This is a genomic window from Filimonas zeae (assembly GCF_014641615.1).
In the GTDB taxonomy this organism is placed as follows: domain Bacteria; phylum Bacteroidota; class Bacteroidia; order Chitinophagales; family Chitinophagaceae; genus Filimonas; species Filimonas zeae.
In genome coordinates this window covers 115,326-134,787 of record NZ_BMIB01000007.1, presented here as the reverse complement: position 1 = coordinate 134,787, position 19,462 = coordinate 115,326, and the positions used below count along the sequence as shown (strand labels likewise).

19 protein-coding genes are annotated in these 19,462 nt (G+C 44.3%); 7 read left to right on the top strand and 12 right to left on the bottom strand.

The genetic code is table 11. The annotated features are described in order from the left end of the window. Positions 1 to 4: 4 nt before the first annotated feature. From IEY13_RS28680 to msrB, 5 genes are all read right to left on the bottom strand, one after another. Positions 5 to 397, bottom strand: coding sequence for a response regulator (locus IEY13_RS28680; RefSeq protein WP_188959050.1), 393 nt, complete (start codon positions 395 to 397; stop codon positions 5 to 7). Then, positions 394 to 1,929: a sensor histidine kinase gene (locus IEY13_RS28675; protein ID WP_188959048.1), complete on the bottom strand. Its 1,536-nt coding sequence runs from the start codon at positions 1,927 to 1,929 to the stop codon at positions 394 to 396. Before IEY13_RS28675 ends, IEY13_RS28680 begins: the two co-directional genes overlap by 4 nt. Before the next feature lie 315 nt (positions 1,930 to 2,244). Further along, positions 2,245 to 2,610 carry a hypothetical protein gene (locus IEY13_RS28670; protein ID WP_188959046.1) on the bottom strand — a complete coding sequence of 122 codons (366 nt, stop codon included), beginning with the start codon at positions 2,608 to 2,610 and terminating at the stop codon, positions 2,245 to 2,247. A gap of 261 nt (positions 2,611 to 2,871) precedes the next feature. Continuing rightward, a complete protein-coding gene (locus tag IEY13_RS28665) occupies positions 2,872 to 3,342 on the bottom strand; it encodes a hypothetical protein (RefSeq protein ID WP_188959043.1) in 471 nt (156 codons plus the stop codon). A 415-nt stretch (positions 3,343 to 3,757) separates the two neighbouring features. Continuing rightward, positions 3,758 to 4,318, bottom strand: coding sequence for a peptide-methionine (R)-S-oxide reductase MsrB (gene msrB, locus IEY13_RS28660; protein WP_188959041.1), 561 nt, complete (start codon positions 4,316 to 4,318; stop codon positions 3,758 to 3,760). 123 nt (positions 4,319 to 4,441) lie between these two features. Between msrB and IEY13_RS28655 the strand changes: the two genes are divergently transcribed. From IEY13_RS28655 to IEY13_RS28640, 4 genes are all read left to right on the top strand, one after another. Beyond that, complete coding sequence (locus IEY13_RS28655; protein ID WP_188959039.1) at positions 4,442 to 5,017, top strand: adenylate kinase; 576 nt, start codon at positions 4,442 to 4,444, stop codon at positions 5,015 to 5,017. A gap of 175 nt (positions 5,018 to 5,192) precedes the next feature. Beyond that, positions 5,193 to 7,250, top strand: coding sequence for a phenylacetic acid degradation bifunctional protein PaaZ (gene paaZ, locus IEY13_RS28650; RefSeq protein WP_188959037.1), 2,058 nt, complete (start codon positions 5,193 to 5,195; stop codon positions 7,248 to 7,250). Between the two features lie 27 nt (positions 7,251 to 7,277). Beyond that, on the top strand, positions 7,278 to 8,078 hold the full coding sequence (locus IEY13_RS28645; RefSeq protein ID WP_188959035.1) for an enoyl-CoA hydratase/isomerase family protein: 801 nt from the start codon (positions 7,278 to 7,280) through the stop codon (positions 8,076 to 8,078). Between the two features lie 34 nt (positions 8,079 to 8,112). Beyond that, a complete protein-coding gene (locus IEY13_RS28640; protein ID WP_188959033.1) occupies positions 8,113 to 8,523 on the top strand; it encodes a hypothetical protein in 411 nt (136 codons plus the stop codon). 124 nt (positions 8,524 to 8,647) lie between these two features. Here the strand turns inward: IEY13_RS28640 and IEY13_RS28635 are convergent, their stop codons facing one another. From IEY13_RS28635 to lptB, 6 genes are all read right to left on the bottom strand, one after another. Continuing rightward, positions 8,648 to 9,280, bottom strand: a complete 633-nt coding sequence (locus tag IEY13_RS28635; RefSeq protein ID WP_146829004.1) for a carbonic anhydrase — start codon at positions 9,278 to 9,280, stop codon at positions 8,648 to 8,650. Positions 9,281 to 9,303: 23 nt separating this feature from the next. Then, on the bottom strand, positions 9,304 to 10,872 hold the full coding sequence (locus IEY13_RS28630; RefSeq protein ID WP_188959031.1) for a SulP family inorganic anion transporter: 1,569 nt from the start codon (positions 10,870 to 10,872) through the stop codon (positions 9,304 to 9,306). A 168-nt stretch (positions 10,873 to 11,040) separates the two neighbouring features. Next, entirely contained in the window at positions 11,041 to 11,343 is a 303-nt protein-coding gene (locus tag IEY13_RS28625; protein WP_188959029.1) for a hypothetical protein, read from the bottom strand. Positions 11,344 to 11,493: 150 nt separating this feature from the next. After that, a complete protein-coding gene (gene fabG, locus IEY13_RS28620) occupies positions 11,494 to 12,243 on the bottom strand; it encodes a 3-oxoacyl-[acyl-carrier-protein] reductase (RefSeq protein ID WP_188959027.1) in 750 nt (249 codons plus the stop codon). Positions 12,244 to 12,316: 73 nt separating this feature from the next. Further along, entirely contained in the window at positions 12,317 to 13,834 is a 1,518-nt protein-coding gene (locus IEY13_RS28615) for a GH3 auxin-responsive promoter family protein (protein WP_188959026.1), read from the bottom strand. Between the two features lie 48 nt (positions 13,835 to 13,882). Next, on the bottom strand, positions 13,883 to 14,668 hold the full coding sequence (lptB, locus tag IEY13_RS28610; protein ID WP_188959024.1) for an LPS export ABC transporter ATP-binding protein: 786 nt from the start codon (positions 14,666 to 14,668) through the stop codon (positions 13,883 to 13,885). 59 nt (positions 14,669 to 14,727) lie between these two features. Here lptB and metF point away from each other — a divergent pair, with 59 nt between their 5' ends. After that, positions 14,728 to 15,681, top strand: a complete 954-nt coding sequence (gene metF, locus IEY13_RS28605; RefSeq protein ID WP_188959022.1) for a methylenetetrahydrofolate reductase [NAD(P)H] — start codon at positions 14,728 to 14,730, stop codon at positions 15,679 to 15,681. Between the two features lie 70 nt (positions 15,682 to 15,751). On the opposite strand, the gene IEY13_RS28600 is transcribed toward metF, so the two are convergent. After that, positions 15,752 to 17,233 carry a TlpA family protein disulfide reductase gene (locus IEY13_RS28600; RefSeq protein WP_188959020.1) on the bottom strand — a complete coding sequence of 494 codons (1,482 nt, stop codon included), beginning with the start codon at positions 17,231 to 17,233 and terminating at the stop codon, positions 15,752 to 15,754. Positions 17,234 to 17,299: 66 nt separating this feature from the next. On the opposite strand from IEY13_RS28600, the gene rlmD reads away from it, so the two are divergent. Beyond that, complete coding sequence (gene rlmD, locus IEY13_RS28595) at positions 17,300 to 18,742, top strand: 23S rRNA (uracil(1939)-C(5))-methyltransferase RlmD (RefSeq protein WP_188959018.1); 1,443 nt, start codon at positions 17,300 to 17,302, stop codon at positions 18,740 to 18,742. Positions 18,743 to 18,767: 25 nt separating this feature from the next. After that, positions 18,768 to 19,454, top strand: coding sequence for a rhomboid family intramembrane serine protease (locus IEY13_RS28590; protein WP_188959016.1), 687 nt, complete (start codon positions 18,768 to 18,770; stop codon positions 19,452 to 19,454). The last annotated feature ends 8 nt before the right edge of the window (positions 19,455 to 19,462 follow it).

Sequence of the window (19,462 nt, the reverse complement as noted above, 5' to 3'; positions counted from 1 at the left end):
ACAGCTATCCTAAAATCTGTTTAAGACTTTCAAATCTTACCGGCTTCACTATATAATCCGTTACTTCAGTATAGTTCCTGGCCTTATCAATATCATCCTGCTTAATAGAGGAACTGATTACATAAATGGTAACCTTTCTTCCATCTTTGGGCTTAATACGGGTAAAGGCATCCAGAAACTCCCAGCCATCCATCACAGGCATATTAATATCCACCATAATTACCTCTGGCAAAGGTGCATCATCCATTACCCTCGGCTGCAGATATCCCAGAGCCTCTTCTCCGTTTTTAAAGGTGAGCACGTCTTTACAAAAATCATAAAACATAATCATCTTCTTTACGCCATACACATACACCTGATCATCATCTATAATGCATGCTACCTGTTTTTTGCTCATGTAAGAAATATTTTAAAAGTAGCTCCCTGGCCTACATTGCTAATCACCTCAATTTTTCCACCCATTGCTTCTACCTGATTTTTGGTAATGAATAACCCCACGCCTTTGGCATCAGCATTACCATGGAAGGTATTATACATTCCAAACAGTTTTTTACCATAACGTTCCAGATTAATGCCTATTCCATTATCGGTAATCTCCAGCACCTTGCGGCCTGCAGTTTCATAATAACTTATCTCCACCACCGGCGACCGGTCAGGATGCCGGTACTTAATGGCGTTAGACATACAGTTCAACAAAATACTCTCCATGTAAGCAGGGTTGTAATCAATCTCCAGCCCTACCGGAATGTTATTAATAATAATAGCACGGTGCATACTAATTTCACCCGCCATAGCCTCTGTTGTCCTGTGTACATACTCCCGCAGGTTAATGCCGGTTCGCTGCTGGCGGATATTTGCCTGTATAGAAATAACATCATTCAGATGCAGCATGGTTTCGCTTAACTGACTGGCCACTTTTTTAAGATGCTGCATCAATTCTGCCTTCTCTGCCTCAGCACTAGTCTGCTCAATAATGTACAGCAGCATTTCAAGGTTGCCGGTATGAGTACGCAGATTGTGAGAAACAATATGGGCAAAATTGGTGAGGCGCTTGTTTTGCTCACTCACAATATCCAACGTATGCTGTAGTTGCAGTTCTTTCTCCTTGGCTTCTGAAATATCGGTATGTGTACCTAAAACCCGCAGTGGCTTGTGATCGGGCGTCCAGGAAATAACCTTTCCACGATCCAACACCCATTTATAAGTACCATCCTTACACAATACGCGGTGTTCATTAATGTATACAGAGGTTCTTCCCATAAAATGCTCGTGCATATCAGAGAAATATTTGTCCTTATCATCCGGATGTACCTTACGGTCCCATTCCACACAGGAGTTACCCATTTCACCGGGAGCTAACCCCAGCATAGCCTTACACTGATTAGAGTAGAACACCTCTCCCGTTTGCACGTTCCAATCCCATATCCCATCTCCGGAACCTTCCAATGCAAACTGCCAGCGCTCCTCACTTTCCTTGTAGGCAGCTTCTACCAGTTTACGATCGGTAATGTCTTCAATCTGAGAAACCAAATGCAGCGGGCGGTTAAACTTATCCCGCACCAATGACACATTCAACAGGCCCCAGATAACACTTCCATCCCGGTGAAAATACCTTTTCTCTATCTGGTAATATTCTATCTTGCCCGCTACCAGCAGCTGTAACTGGCGCATATCTGCTTCCAGATCATCGGGATGTGTAAGGTCCTGAAAAGAGAGCCGTAGCAACTCTTCCTGACTATACCCGGTTAAATCACAAAGCCTTTTGTTCACCTTCAGCCACTTGCCGTCGGGAGCCACAATAGCCATTCCTATACCCGAGTAATCGAAAGCGCCTCTGAATCGTTCTTCACTAATAGTGAGTTCATCCAGTATCTGGTACTCACGTGACGTATTGTATGGATGTAATGTTTGTGCTTTATCGCCTTCCATGCGACAGGAGTTATATAGTACACCCCAAAGATCATAACACCATGGAACTTATGCGCTTATAAAGCTATTAAAAACTAAGCGGTTATTAATAGAACATTAAAACCATACGGCATTTTGCCTTAAACTTTCAATGGCGGGCTTCACCGGCCTTACACCACATGCTATACAAAAGAGGTAAACAGAATTTGGCAGCAAGTAATTTTGGTACGGCTTTTGCAAACATTAAAATGTTTTTTAAGGGTTTAGGGTTGAAAAAATTAGCCCCGGTGTCTACCAGGGCTTCTCTTTTTTTATAAGGTGCTATATGTAAAACATTTACTGATCTATTGATATCTCCTCCGGCTTAGACACCACAATTTCCGCCTTCCCCTTATACTCTTTCACTATACCCGTTACACAAACATTCCTGCCATTATATAGTTTCTCAGGCGCATCTGTCAACAGCTTACGCGTTTCTCCAAAAATCACTACCGTAAAAGGACTGTTGGGATAAGCAGCTCCCACATTTAAAAAGGTAGGCTCACCTTTGGCCTTATCCAAAAACTTTACACCATATACCTTACCACACACAACAACCTTCTCTCCTATATGCCTGCCCGCTTCCGATGCCGGCACTTTGGTCTGCGGGTAGGCCTGTAAAGTCAGTACTGTCAGAATAACAATCGCTGATAAATGTTTCATATTGTCTATTATCCACTAAAGATACGCTGCTTCAACAGTCGCTGTCAGATGTAAAATACCAGTGGAGAAAAAAGACGGATGAACACCTAACCACTACTGTTTACCAATAGAATATATATTTTAATCCAATCATGCTGTTACTGGTACACATTTTGCCAACCTTAACCTGTTTTTTAAAGGTTTAGGGTTGAAAAAACTAGCCCAGGTGTCTACCAGGGCTTTTTTATGCATACCTGTAATGGATACTATAGCAGTTGCTGTTTACGCTTCCTGAGGTTGACGCTTTACCAGTACGGTTCTTTCGCGGGTAAGATCTTTAATACGGCTTTGTCTTGCCTCCTCAATATCATCAATCATAGACTGAATTTCATCTTTCGTCATAATATCAACATCTACATTGGAAACAACTCCCTTGTCAGATACAATACTCAGTACACTTTTTTTGGTAGCCCACCAGAACAGAAGCATAATAATACCCGCTATCAGAAATATCTGAAACTGGTTACTAACTCCAGCCGTCAGCAGTACCAGCCCTGTTAATACAGACAAACATCCCGGTACCAGCAATACTTTATACCCTTTCTGTGCGGTAGTAATGGCAGCAATATGTTCCAGGAAGAAGTTTACATCTCCCAGTCTTCTATCTTCAATACTAACACGCTGATTGGTAAGGATAAGATCAGTGCCATTGTAGGCAAGCAGCTTTTCTTCATTAGGCAAAATGGTAGACATAGTAATCGTTTATATAGAGATAATAAAATACCCATTGGAATTCAACCAACCCGGCATTTCCACCCCCTAACAGATTACTCAACAACTTCAAATCAATGATCGGTTGAGGACAAAAACATAACAAACAATGCCGGAAACGCCCTTATCACACCCCTAATTTAAGGCATTTTCACTGAATTTACAATAAAAAACAGCCTGCTTGCAGGCAAAAAAGGGATACAGCGTGTTAAGATTCGCTTAAGTGCAGGAATTGATACAACCTTTTGCCGGTAAATGCGTAATTATAATAGACTGTTACCGTTACGCTTGCAAAAGCAGCCAACAAAACAGTAACTCAAACATTATTGCAAACCAGACTTGGTGTTTTTCATAGGTTAAACCGGCCTCATCCTTTTCAGGAATAGAGGCCTGTTTTTTATAGACTGTCTTTGTATTTCTTTTCTGCCTCCTGTGCCCGGGTAAAATCAAGTACCACTCCATTGATACAATAACGCAGCCCTGTGGGTGGAGGACCATCATTAAAAACATGTCCCAGGTGGGCCTTGCAGCGTCCGCACATTACCTCGGTACGGTCCATGCCATGTGAATGGTCAGGGGCATAGATAATAGAGCCTTTTGTAACCGGCTCATAAAAGCTGGGCCACCCGCATCCGCTTTCAAATTTGGTATCGCTTTTAAACAGGGCATTACCACATGCCGCACAATAATAAGTACCCGCTTCCTTAAAAGCTTCATACTTACTGCTGTAAGGCCGCTCCGTTCCTTTTTCCCGGGCAATATGGTATACATCAGCCGGTAATATTTTACGCCACTCATCATCATTCATCACCACCTTACCAGTATCTGTTCTGCTGTAAGCAGCATGCTTGTTTTTATCTGTACTATCCATAGCTGTTTTATTAGAATGGTTGGTTTGCGAAAAGCATCCCTGGGCAACAATTACGGCCCAGATACTTACAAATATTAGCTTTTGCATATTATTATTTCTAAAGGTACGTAGCCCGTTTTATTCAGGATTTTTCAACGGGTGGGAACCTACGTTAAATGATTTTTAAATGATACCCCTTATATTTGTGATTCACACAAGCATAAGGAGAACATGTTTAATCTTATTTTGTTCGGGCCTCCGGGAAGTGGTAAAGGTACTCAAAGCGAAAAACTAATTGCGAAATACGGTCTTAAGCATTTAAGTACAGGAGATATATTGAGAAGTGAGATTGCCCGTCAAACACAGTTAGGCCTGGAAGCCAAAACCCTCATGGACAAGGGACAACTGGTACCCGATGAAGTGGTAATTGGTATGATCAGCGCCGCGCTGGCAGCCAACCCCGAAGCCAAAGGCTTTTTATTCGATGGTTTTCCACGTACAGAAGCACAGGCAGCAGCGCTGGACAAATTGCTGGAACAGCATAATGCCACCATCAACGTATTACTTGCTTTACAGGTAGGTGAAGAAGAACTGGTTAAACGTGTACTGAAACGCGGACTTACCAGCGGCAGAAGCGATGATTCTGAAGAAAGTGTAGTACGCAACCGTATTACTGAATATCATAACAAAACTGCTGTTGTAGCCAACTATTACAAACAGTTTAATAAAGCAGCAGAAGTGAAAGGTGAGGGTTCCGTAGACGAAATCTTCGATGCCCTTTGCAAAGAAATTGACACCAGATTATAAATCTGAACCTCTTTTATACCCTTTTAACAACCAAAACCAACTGTGAAAACCCGCTCCTGTGAGCGGGTTTTCTATTTACCGCCAACCTGACAGCCACTTTCATCACATTCTGCCTTACAGCATATTTCAGATTACCTGGGTTTCCATAAATTCGCTAACAAACGATAGCTTTTATATGAATACACATAGATACCTGGAAAACTACATTACCGGCAATTGGGTACGGGGCGACGGGGAAGGCAGTCCACTGCATAATGCAGTGAACGGTGAAACTGTTGCTTACGCTTCTACCCGGGGGCTCGATTTTTCAGCAATTCTGAAATATGCACGGGAAACCGGCGCGCCCGCACTGAGAAAAATGACCTTTCACGAACGGGGCCTCATGCTTCGCGCCCTGGCTTTACATTTACGTAACCATCTTGACAATTTTTACCAGATCAGCTATTTAACGGGCGCAACAAAAACAGACAGCTGGATTGATATTGAAGGAGGCATTGGCAACCTGTTTTCCTATGCCTCTCTCCGGCGCAAATTTCCTGATCAGCCTTTTTGCCTGGATGGTGAGGCACATGTACTGGGCAAAGAGGGGCAGTTTACAGGCCAGCATCTGCTGATACCTAAAGAGGGGGTGGCCATACATATTAACGCCTTCAACTTTCCTGTATGGGGCATGCTCGAAAAAATTGCGGTGAATTTACTGGCCGGCGTACCAGCAGTGGTAAAACCTGCCACTATCACCTCCTTTCTTACCGAGGCAGTGGTTCGCGAAATTGTAAACAGCAATATTCTACCAGCGGGCGCGCTGCAACTAATTTGCGGAAGCGCCGGTGACCTGTTAAATCATGTAGACGCACAGGACGTTATCACCTTTACGGGCAGCGCCACCACAGGTCTTTTGCTACGCAGCAATCCACAAATACTCGCCAATAATGTACCCTTCACCATGGAAGCAGATTCGCTCAACTGTATTGTGCTGGGTGACGATGTAATGCCCGGAATGCCGGAATGGGATCTGTTTATTAAAGAGATCAGAAAAGAAATGACGGTGAAAGCTGGTCAGAAATGCACCGCTATCAGGCGCATTTTTGTTCCCGAAAACCGGATAGAAGCGGTACAACAACAGCTTTCTGCAGCACTTGCCCAAACCACCATCGGCAACCCTCAACACGAACAGGTAAGAATGGGGCCGCTGGCCGGTAAAGCACAGCTGGAAGAAGTAAAAAGCCAGGTACAGAAACTGCTGGCTTCTTCCCAGATAATCTATGGTAGTCTGGATAGCGTAGAGGTAATTGATGCACAGGCCCATCTGGGTGCATTTATCAGCCCGTTGTTATTATTGAATTCAGCTCCGCACTCCCGCACAGCTTCGCACGAAATAGAAGCCTTCGGCCCGGTGGCAACACTAATGCCCTATAACAAAACAGAAGAAGCTATTGCACTGTCACGCATGGGCAAAGGATCGCTGGTCAGCAGCATTGTTACAGCCAGCACCCGTATTGCCACAGACTATATACTGGGCGCAGGAGCATATCACGGCCGCATACTGGTGCTAAACAGAGAATGTGCTAAGGAAAGCACTGGTCATGGCTCCCCGCTGCCTTTATTAGTACACGGAGGGCCCGGCAGGGCAGGCGGAGGAGAGGAAATGGGAGGCGTAAGAGGGGTAAAGCATTACATGCAACGCATAGCCGTTCAGGGCTCCCCTTCTATGCTTACTGCCATAGGCCAGGTATACCAACCAAAAGCACAGCAAACAGAAACACCTGTACATCCATTTCAGAAACATTTTGAAGAACTGGCAATTGGCGAAACTTTATTCACAGGAAAAAGAACCATTACTGAGGCGGATATCTCAAATTTCGCTAACTTAAGCTGGGATCACTTTTATGCACATACCGACCATACCTCATTGAATGGCACCTTGTTTGATCGTCCGGTAGCACACGGTTATTTTATCCTGAGTGCAGCAGCCGGATTGTTCGTAGATGGCAAAAAAGGCCCCGTACTGCTGAACTATGGAATAGATGAACTGCGCTTTGTGAAGCCCGTATATGCGGGAACTACTATAGGTGTAAGATTAACCGTAAAAGAAAAAATTTCTCAGGAAACAAAGGTTCCTGGTGATATTGCCAAAGGGATTGTTAAGTGGTATGTAGAAATCTACGACCAATTGGATGAAACCGTTGCTGTAGCTACCATTTTAACAATGGTTAAGAAACTCAGTGAGCAATAATACCCGAACTTTATTAAAAACAAGGTTATGATAATAGAAGTAAAAGACGTACAAGAAGGCTATGTTAAAAGCGAGAAACACAACCATGTAACTACCATTGAATTTTTTCATCCCCAGGGAAATTCCCTTCCAGGAAAAATGCTGGCAGATCTGGCGCATGAAATTGTGTACGCAGGCAATGACAAAACCGTAAATGTTATCATACTTCGTTCTGCCGGAACTGGCGCATTCTGTGGGGGAGCCAGCTTTGACGAACTGGCTGCCATTACAACAGAAGCACAGGGAAAGCAGTTTTTCAGCGGCTTTGCCAACGTAATTAATGCCATGCGCAAATGCCCCAAACTGATTATAGCCCGTATACACGGCAAGTGTGTAGGCGGCGGCGTTGGCCTGGCAGCAGCTGCTGACTATGCTATAGCGGTGGAAGGCGCCGAAGTAAAACTGAGTGAATTATCTGTAGGCATAGGCCCGTTTGTGGTAGGCCCTGCCGTAGAAAGAAAAATAGGCCTGTCTGCTTTTAGTCAGTTGTCAATTGATGCCACGCATTGGCGCAATGGCGATTGGGCAAGGCGCAAAGGGTTGTTTGCAGAATTACATCCTACGCTGGAAAGCATGGAAGAGTCAATTGAGCGCCTGAGCAATACACTGGCACATAGCAGCGTGGAAGCTATTGTTGAACTGAAAAAAGTGTTCTGGAAAGGCACAGAACATTGGGACCAGCTGTTAACAGAACGCGCAGCCATCAGCGGCAAACTGGTGGTATCAGAACAAAGCAAACATGCACTGAAAAAAATATTAGACGCCAGGGCTAAAGCTAAGGCAGTTTAGCGAGCCCTCCCGATTCATCCGCCAGCTCTACCGGTTGTTCGCAGAGCTGGCGGATCATTCCGGCGGGCTCTCCCATTTAATCCGCCAGCTCTGCCATCTGTTCCGCCAGCCCGCCTGGCTGTTCGCAGAGTTGTCTGATCATTCCGGCGGGCTCGCCCGTTCGATTGACCAGCTCTGCCATTTGCTCCGCCAGCTCTCCGGTTTGTTGGCAGGGCTGTCTCATCATTCCGGCGGGCTCGCCGGAACGTCCGGAGGGCTGGCCGGAATGCCCGGTGAGCTTGCCCGGCAAATTGCCGGGTGCGTGTATTTGGTAAACAAGTTTGCTAAAGGCTCAGAAAAAATGGTGCGAAAGATGCCCTTGCTCACGCGAAGGAACGAAGGGCTGCCGGGAGTGTTGTTAGCGTTCAGGCTTTATTTTGCAGAGTTGGCCAGCGCGGTGGGTTAACTCGCCGGAATGTTCCGCCAGTTGTAGCTTTCTTTTCTAAAGAATACTGTTATAAAACAAAAAGTCGGAAGATTATTTCTTCCGACCATGACCGCTCTTGTAGCCGCTAATTTTTTATTTCTATTTAGAAATCGTATTCATACAACCTGTCTAACGGACTGGTATGGTCCATATCAAATACAGGCTTGATAATGCCATCTTTTAAACCGTATACCCATCCATGCAGTTGAGGGCGCTGTTCTGATTTCCATGCACGCTGAATAATAGAAGTTTTGGCCAGGTGAATTACCTGCTCCATCACATTCAATTCTACCAGGCGGTCAAAACGCTTTTCTTCGTCGCCAATTACTTCCAGTTCATCACGATGAATGCGGTAAACGTCTTTAATATTACGTAACCACATATTCAGTACCTGCTTGTAATCATCATTACTCATAGCAGCCTTAACACCGCCACAACCGTAGTGTCCACATACAATGATATGTTTCACCTTCAGGTGTACTACTGCATATTCCAGTACACTTAAAAGGTTTACATCGGTATGTATTACCAGGTTGGCAATGTTGCGGTGTACAAATATTTCACCGGGTTGCGTGTTGGTAATTTCATTGGCAGGAACGCGGCTATCACTACAGCCAATCCATAAAAACTCAGGGGTTTGAAGGTTTGCTAATCTTTTAAAATAGTTCTCATCAATATGTACCTTTTCCGAAGCCCACGCTTTGTTTTCCAGTAACAATCTTTCGTACGGTGTCATAATCGTTTAATTTATTATTATAATTATACGTTAATACCCAGTGGCTGACTGTTTATCAGCTTATGGTTTACCTGATTTGCATTTCTGCGCACATCCACCTTTATGTTTTTTAAATGGGCATGCAGCAGAAAATCATTTATAACCTCAATAACATCCTTATCAATAAAATCGGCATTGGCTATATCAATCAATACCTCCGCATTTGTTGGTACTGTTTCCAGCTTTTCACGTAAATAAGCCTTGTTCAAAAACGAAATATCTTTCCTTAGCCTGAACAGATATTTATCACCGTCATTAACAACAAAAACGGCAGTCTTAAAATTACTACGCATTACAAAGAACAAACCGGTTACTATGCCTATAACAATTCCAATTAACAGGTCAGTAAAAATAATGGCAATTATTGTTATCACAAAAGGAACAAACTGATCCATGCCCTTAATGTAAAGATCTTTAAACAAAGCAGGTTTAGCCAGTTTGTAACCGGTATATATCAATACTCCTGCCAGTGCAGACAAAGGGATCATTTTTAGTATTCCGGGAATAAATGCCACACACGATAATAATAACAAACCATGATACACGGCCGACATTTTGCTTCTGGCACCCGCATTAATATTCACCGAAGTACGTACAATAACAGAAGTAACCGGCAGCCCGCCTAACAGGCCGGATACCAGATTACCCACCCCCTGCGCCTTCAACTCACGGTTGGCTGGCGTAACACGATGAAAGGGATCCAGTTTGTCCGCCGCTTCTATACACAGTAAAGTTTCCAGGCTGGCCACAATAGCTATGGTAATGCCCGTGGTCCACACCGCTGGTAAACCCAGATATTTCATGTCAGGAAAAGTAAAAAAAGAAAAAAACTGGCTGGCATTACCAGCCTCGGGCAGCGAAACAAGCTGTGTTGGCTTCAAAAAAAAGCCGCTTCCTGCCAATGGCCCCAGTTTAGATAAAATTACTCCCAAAACAACAGCTACCAGCGGAGCGGGAATCAACTGAAATATCCTGCCCTTTTTCACCAATACCTTATCCCATACTATCTGAACCAGTATAGCCACAGCACCTATAAACACGGCAAGCGGTGTAATACGTTCTAAAGCGCTGGTTAATCCGGAAAATGTATTGTGTTGATCTGCCTGTTTAAAAGTCTCATCACCTTCATAATCGGCGTCGTACCCTATCAGGTGTGGCACCTGTTTCAATATTAATATAACGCCTATGGCAGCCAGCATTCCTTTAATAACACTGGTAGGCACATAATCACCCAATACACCAGCCTTTAAAAAACCCAGTAATAACTGAAAAACACCCGCAATTACTACAGATAAAAGAAAGGCTTCAAAAACAGGCATTTTACCAATACCCGCAGCCACAATAGCGGTAAGACCCGCCGCCGGCCCACTTACGCTTAAATGAGAGCCACTTAATAAGCCAATTACAATACCACCAATAATACCTGCAATAATTCCGGAAAAAAGTGGCGCGTTAGAGCCTAAAGCAATACCTAAACATAAAGGAAGGGCTACCAGAAATACAACGAGCGATGAAGACGCATCTGCGCCTGCATACTGAAATACCTTTTTCATTTTAAATCCTTGGTTTTGAATGTTACTATAGTACAGCACGTAACACGCGCGCAATAGCAGCAAGGGGTAATATACTGCGGCACAATGCTACATACCTGATAAGATCAGTTAGTAGTGTTTAAATACAACCTGATTAGAAAATGTCTGAAATAATAGTAGATGGAAAAGTTACACAGCGTTGGGAGGCGGAGTATGTATATCTCCTACATGAATGGCAGGAAGCACAGAGGCAAAATGGCTGAAGCGAAAAGCAATAGTAGCCAGTAAATGTGTCTGTAATAAACCTGCACCATCCATAGGATCGTGCATGGTAGGCTCATATTTAAGTACAGACGATTTACCGCTATCAGCATGAGGCAGTTCTTCTGTTAGCTGGTTGCTGGATAACAGGGCACCCATCTGCCGTACGGGCAGCATCTGCACTGATAAAACCAGCAGGCAAAACAATGTTATGAACTTCCTACGCATCATGTTGAATATAACAAATATACCAATGCGTAGTAACACCACCTATCGGAATACGGAAAGTTTAATAATATCCCTAAACGGCAAAAGCCCGTAACAAAAAGGAAATCAACCTTTTGTGTTGCGGGCTCTTTAAGTAAGCTGTTACCGCTTCTGTTATATATTTAATCCGCCACAGGCGCTGATCACCTGGCCGGTAATATAAGAACTCATATCAGAAGCCAGGAAGAGTGTGGTATCAGCAATTTCTTCTGCCTTTCCAAACCTGCCTAAAGGTATCTTCTTCAGAAACTCGTCAGCACCGCTGCCTTCCTGTAAATAATGGGTCATATCAGTTTCTACAAAACCAGGTGCAATAGCATTGCAACGGATATTGCGGCTGCCCAGTTCCAGTGCTACCGATTTGGTAAAGCCAATAATACCTGCTTTAGAAGCAGCATAACTGCTCTGGCCGGCATTACCGCGTATACCAATAATGGAACTCATATTAATAATACTGCCTTTGCGTGCTTTCATCATTGGCTTAATAACCTGCTTGGTCATGTTAAACACGCTTTTCAGGTTAATGTCCATTACATCATCCCACTGCTCGGGCGACATGCGCAGTAACAGATTGTCTTTGCTGATACCTGCGTTGTTTACACAAATATCTACAGCGCCAAACTCTTTCATTACATCGTTTACAAACGTTTCGCAGGCTGCAAAATCGCCGGCATTGCTCTGATAAGCTTTGGCTTTAACGCCTAAAGCAATTAATTTCTGCTCCAATGCAGCGGCTTTCTCAGCGCTGCTGTCACTTACGTATGTAAAGGCGATATTAGCCCCATTCTCAGCCAGTTTAACGGCAATAGCTTCTCCAATGCCCCGTGCAGCGCCGGTTACAATGGCTACTTTGTCTTTTAACATGATAAACCTTGGTTTTTCCTGATTTTCAGAAATTAAAGTTGAATGTAATTGGTTAATCCGGGGCCGAAGGTAATTAATTCACAGCAAGCCGCACAGCCAGTATTTCTTCCAGAAAAGTTCGCTCATTGCAAAGCCGCGGCACCTTGTGCTGCCCACCCAGTTTTCCCTTATTCTTTAACCACTCCCCAAAAACACCTTTTTTCAGCGCATGAATAACAGGTAGACGTAAGGCAATGCTTTTATGGCGCTTGGCCTCATAATCGCTGTTAATCTGCATCAGCGCATTATCCAGCTCGTGGGTAAAGTTTTCCAGGCTTTGCGGTTCTTTTTCAAACTCAATCAGCCATTCGTGCGCTCCATTACCATTTTCACTGAAATAAATAGGGGCAGCAGTATAGTCGTTCACCACGGCGCCGGTTGCGGCACAGGCAGCGGCAATAGCTTTATCAGCATTATCTACCATTACCTCCTCTCCAAAAGCATTGATATAATGTTTTAACCGGCCGCTTACCTTAATACGGAACGGATATACAGTAGTAAACTGAATAGTATCGCCCAGCAGGTAACGCCATAAACCTCCATTAGTGGAAATTACAAGCGCATAATTTTTACCCACCTCTACCTTATCTAAACCAATGGTACGGGGTTCGGGCTTACCATACTCTTCCACAGGCATAAATTCATAAAAAATGCCATGTTGCAGAAACAGTAGCATACCGTTGGAAGCAGCATCGTCCTGCGCGGCAAAAAAGCCCTCACTGGCGTTATACATTTCCAGGTAATTCACACCCTCTCCAATCAGCTTTTCAAACTGACAGCGATAAGGGGTAAAGGAAACACCGCCGTGTATATACAGTTCCAGGTTAGGCCACACCTCTTTAAGCGTGCGCTTTCCTGTCACCTCCAGTATCCGCTTTATTAAAACCAGCGTCCAGGTAGGCACTCCTGAAATAGAAGTTACATTTTCATGGATGGTGCTTTCTGCCAGCTTTTCAATTTTATTCTCCCATTCATCCATAAGGGCAATGGACAACTCGGGCGTTTTAACCCACTGGGCGTAAATAGGGGCATTCTGTAATAATACAGCACTTAAATCGCCATAATGGGCATCATCGTTTACCTTGCTTATCTGGTGACTGCCACCAATTACCAGCCCTTTGCCGGTAAGCAGGTCGCTTTCAGGGCTGCCATTATAATACAGGGTAAGCACATCCCGCGCACTTTGGTAATGCCCGTCTTCCAGGCTTTCCTCAGTGATGGGTATGAATTTGCTTTTATCGCTGGTGGTACCGCTGCTTTTGGCAAACCAGGTTACAGGAGTATTCCATAATACGTTCTGCTCGCCGTTCATGATCCGCTCAATATATGGCTTCAGATCATCGTACTCGTGTATAGGTACGGTTTGCTTAAACGTTCTAACATTAAAGATGTCTTCAAACCCGTACTGACGGCCAAATTCTGTATACTGGCCATGGGTAATCAGGTCCTGAAGTACTTCCCTTTGTACCTCCACGGGATTTTGCATCCACTGTTCAATGCGCCAGTAGCGCAGCCGGGCAAGCCGGGATATAGCTGGACTTAGTAATTTCATTTTTGGTAAGAACCATCCGTTTTTCAATAGTTAAACAAGAAAATTGAACTATAGTTCCCTTTCCCGCATAGCATTTTCTCTTTCCATTTCAATAATCCAGTCTTTCCGTCTTAATTCGAAATTAGTTCCCAGATATAAACTACGCACCTGTTCATCGTCAGCCAGTTCGGTGGCTGTTCCGTGCTTGAATATCTTACCGTCAATCAGCAGATAAGCTCTGTCACAGATAGAAAGGGTTTCGTTTACGTTATGATCGGTAATCAGAATACCTATGTTTTTGTATTTCAGCCGGGCTACCACTGTTTGAATATCTTCCACGGCAATAGGGTCAACCCCTGCAAAAGGCTCATCCAGCAGAATAAATTTAGGATCCACCGCCAGTGCCCGGGCTATTTCTGTACGGCGGCGCTCGCCACCGCTCAGGCTATCCCCGTTGTTTTTACGAACGTGATGCAGGTTAAATTCGTCCAGCAACGATTCCAGCTTCATCACCCGCTCCTTTTTGGTCAGTTTGGTCATCTCCAGCACCGCCATCACATTGTCTTCCACGCTGAGTTTTCTGAAAACGGAAGCTTCCTGAGGCAGATAGCCCAACCCCATCTGGGCACGTTTGTACATGGCCTGCCGGGTAATATCCGTATCGTTGACAAAAACAGAGCCCTCATCTGGCTTAATAAGCCCTACCACCATATAGAAAGTAGTGGTTTTACCGGCACCGTTCGGCCCCAGCAGCCCCACAATTTCGCCCTGCTTCACATTAATTGAAACATGATCTACTACCGTTCTGCTGCGATAGGTTTTAACCAGATTGTTGGTTTGGATGGTTAAGCTCACAATAATACCATTTGAGCAAAAATAGGTAAAGTGTATATTGCACCAATTTTTTAAAAGCGATGAAGATTACGGAGCATATTGCGCAGGCAAAAGACACCCTTATTTCCTTTGAAGTTTTGCCTCCTCTCAAGGGCAAAAGCATCAATTCTATATACGAACACCTGGATCCGCTGATGGAGTTTAAGCCCTCCTGGATCAACGTTACCTACCACCGTAGCGAAAGCATGTTTAAAAAGAAAACAGACGGCACGTTTGAAAAGGTGGAAGTACGTAAGCGCCCGGGAACCGTAGGTATTTGCGCCGCTATTATGAACCACTACCAGGTAGATGCCGTACCACACATTATCTGTGGCGGGTTTAACATGCGCGAAACAGAAGACGCCCTCATTGATCTTAACTTCCTGGGCATTGATAACGTACTGGCACTTCGTGGTGATGCCCCTAAAAACGAAGCATCTTTCAGCCCCGAACCCGGTGGTAATAACTATGCTATTGATTTGTTAAAACAGGTTACCAATCTTAATAACGGTATTTACCTAGATGAGGATATTCAGAATGGAGGCAAAACTGATTTTTGTATAGGCGTTGCCGGTTATCCCGAAAAACATTTTGAAGCGCCCAATCCTGAAATTGATCTGCGCTATCTGAAAGAGAAAGTGGACGCCGGTGCCCATTATATAATGACACAAATGTTTTTCGATAACCAGAAGTTCTTTGCGTTTGTGGAAGCCTGCCGTGCAGCCGGCATTACCGCTCCTATTATCCCGGGCCTGAAACCCCTCACCAGCAAAAAGCAGTTATCTGTGTTACCCCGCATTTTTCATGTGGACATACCCACCGAGCTGTCCAACGAAATCATGAAATGCAAAACGGATGCGGAATGCGAGCAGGTAGGTGCAGAATGGCTGGTTCAGCAAAGCAAAGAACTGAAGCAGTTTGGCGTTCCGGTTCTCCATTATTATACGCTTGGCAAGCCGAGCATTATTCACCAGGTGGTACAAAAAGTAATTTAATAGCTAAAACAGCATAATAAAAAAGCTCCATGACCAGCATGACCATGGAGCTTTTTTATTCCATACAGCACTAAGGCTGTTTTTTCTTTGCCGACATTACTTCATCAAACTGCTCAATAGTCAGCTTCTTCCCTATAATACGCTTCTGATCATCTAACAGATACATGGTAGGGGTTTGAAACACATCGTATAACTGCCGGTAGTTGGCTCTTCCCGCAGCAACATCCGCGTCCCGTTGTGCTTTGGTTTGATAGGTATGGTACCAGCCATTCAAATGGTTGTCTTTTACATATTTTTTCCAGGCATCATTCGCCTTTTCATCAATATTTACTGCGTAAATCTTAACCCCTTTGGCCTTCCATTTGGCCCGGTAAATAGAATCTATACGGGGCACGGTTTCTTTACAGTGTCCGCAGTTGGGGTCCCAGAAAATTAAAAAGGTAAACGGCGCCTTCAACGCATACATCGGCATGGCTTTACCGCTTGTATCTACCAGATCAAGCGCAGCTGCCTGCTCTCCTATCTGATTAGCCATCAGGCTGTAGGCACGGTTAAAGATGAATTCCTTCTGTTTAGCGCTCAGCCAGGAAGTATCACCCTTACTATAATAATTATTGAACAGGAAAATAAACACCTTATCCTGCCCCATAATCTCCGGGTTAATATACTTATCTGTAAAACGGCCCAGCAGGTATTTAAACATGTCTTTTCCGCCACGGGATAAAAGCAGGATATAATTCACATCTTCAATTACACTGTCAGCCTCAGGTCTTACATAATATTTCAGATAAGGCTCCAGCTTAAGGCCATCAAAAAACGGAGTGCGTAACAAACGATCGTCATGCAACGGAACATTATCCCAGTAATGGTTCTTAATATAATACGCCGGAAATAAAGAATCCGTTCTTCCATTGGCCAGTTTGGGAGCTGGTGGCGGCTCCGGCGTTTTTATCGCATTTAAAAAAAGCGCCAGCATGCTTTTCGGGTATCTGGTAATCAGCGATTCTCTGAAATCGTTCAACTCCTTATTGTTGGCAACCAATTGCTCCTGAATACGGGTTGAATCAGCCTTGCTTTTTGCCTGCTTCAGTTCAGCCTGTAAACCTGTTAATACCGGCGTTTTTTCTGCCAGAAAATTGGTGTACTGCTGGTAAATGTCATTTTCTTCCGAACCGGTAATGGTCACACCCGATTTCAATGTGTCTGCAGAAACAGAAAACTGCTGCTTGTCATCCATCAAAAAGTCAGACTCCTGCAGAATTACATGTTGAGAATTGACAAGAAAGTAAACGCCACCCGGTAATTTGGTCTTTCCTTCAAAAACTGTCTTGCTGTTTTCATCCAGCCAGGCCGAATCGGACAGGTTACGGAATTTGCCGTAATAACACCCGATATACACCCAGCAGTTTTTCAGTGGGGTAATAGTTACCGGAATGTGATAGCCCCCATCTGAGGCGCTGGTAGCGGCCGGGGCTGCTTTTTTAGGTTTGGGTTGTGCGCTCACCGTCAACGAAGCTGCACACAAAGCCGTAATAATCAAAAATCCTCGCATGATCGCATGAATTGAAGCGTAAATTTATTGGAAAAGGTAATAGGTTGAAGTTGATACCTTTGCACAGTGAGAAATAAAAAGAAATCAATAGTGCTGCCGGACGTTCTGGTAGAAGATTACGCAGCAGAAGGCAGGTCACTGGCCCGGGTAGATGGTAAAGTGGTTTTTATAGAAAGCGCCGTGCCCGGCGATGTAGTTGATATTCAGCTGTCTAAAAACAAAAAAGATTGGGCTGAAGGCCGCGCCATTCGTATTAAACAACCTTCGGCTGACCGGGTAGATCCGTTTTGTGAACATTTTGGCATTTGCGGCGGTTGCCAGTGGCAAATGTTACCCTATACCAAACAGTTACAGTATAAACAAAAGCAGGTGACCGATAACCTGCAGCGCATTGGCAAGGTACCCCTGCCTGAAATACTGCCTATTGCCGGATGTGAAGAAACCCGTTATTACCGCAACAAGCTGGAATACACCTTCTCTACCAAAAGATTTATTCCGCAACACGAATTTCAGGAACTCCGCCGCATTCAGGAAGAAAGCGGAGAGCGGTTTGAGCATACAGAAAAAGCAGGTGTGGCCGGATTTCATGCCAAAGGCATGTTTGATAAGCTGGTAGAAATCAACACCTGCCACCTGCAGCACGAACCCACCAACGATATCCGTAACGCCATTGCCGCTTATGCCCGGCAAAAAAAATGGTCATTTTACGATATCCGTATGCACGAAGGCTGGCTACGTACCATGCAGGTACGCCTGGCAACCACCGGAGAACTGATGGTGAATATCGTTTTTGGCTACGAAGAAAAAAAGCAACGGACTGAGTTGCTGGATTATCTGTTGCAGCAGTTTCCGCAGATAACCACCCTCCTGTATACCATCAATACCAAGAAAAACGATAGTTTATTCGATCTATCGCCGCAGGTTTATCACGGAAAAGGACACATAATTGAAAAACTGGAAGAATTTCAGTTTAAAATAAGCCCCAAATCTTTTTTTCAGACCAATAGCCGCCAGGCAGAGCAGCTTTACCGCATAACACGCGATTTTGCCGGTTTGGATGGTACACAAACCGTCTACGATTTATATTGCGGAACAGGCAGCATTGGCATTTTTGTAAGTAAATTAGCAAAGCAGATAATTGGTGTGGAGGTAATAGCTGAAGCTATTGAAGATGCAAAGGAAAATGCGGCGCTCAATGGTTTGCAACACGCTTCCTTTTACGCTGGTGATGTGATAGACATTTGCGACGATGCTTTTTTTGCTGCCCATGGACGCCCGGATGTAATTATTACCGATCCGCCGCGTGCAGGTATGCACGAAAAACTGGTTTCCAAATTACTGGATATTGCCGCCCCCGTAATTGTATATGTTAGTTGTAACCCGGCCACCCAGGCCCGCGACCTGAATTTGCTATCGGAAAAGTATTCCGTAGAGAAAATTCAGCCTGTTGACATGTTTCCGCATACGCTGCACATAGAAAATGTAGTACAACTGAAACTGAAAGGATAGACGAACAATAATTAACAGCGCAAGTATGACTGAATTCAGACCCGGCAGATTTGAAGTACTGCCAACCATAGTTAAGAACCTCATTATTATTAATACACTGGTATTTATTGCACAGGTAACAGTGGGCAGTAAAATTCCCCTGGAACCCCTTTTTGCATTGCATACCTGGCAAAGTGTGTTTTTTAAGCCGTGGCAGTTTGTTACCTACATGTTTATGCACGGGTCTTTTACGCACCTGTTTTTTAACATGTTTGCGCTGTGGATGTTTGGCTCAACGCTGGAAAACATATGGGGCCCCAAACGATTCATTACTTTTTTTATAGCCTGTGGTTTAGGTGCAGCCTTATGCCATATGATTGTGCTTTTTACCGAAAACCAGAGCCTGGGTCAGTTGTTTATGGATGGTCAGCTGAGTCCGTACGAATACTATGGCCGCTTAAACACACCCACAGTAGGTGCATCCGGCGCTGTGTACGGTTGTCTTGTAGCTTTTGGCTACCTGTTTCCCAACAGCTTTGTATACATCTTCCCCATACCATTTCCTGTTAAGGTTAAATGGTTTGTTATCGGATACATAGGACTGGAAATCTACTCTTCCATACAAAGCAATCCGGGCGACGATATTGCTCATATTGCCCACCTGGGAGGCGCATTGGTTGGCTTTTTACTGGTATACTTTTGGAATAAGACTAACAGGAACAGGTTTTATTAATTTTCTCT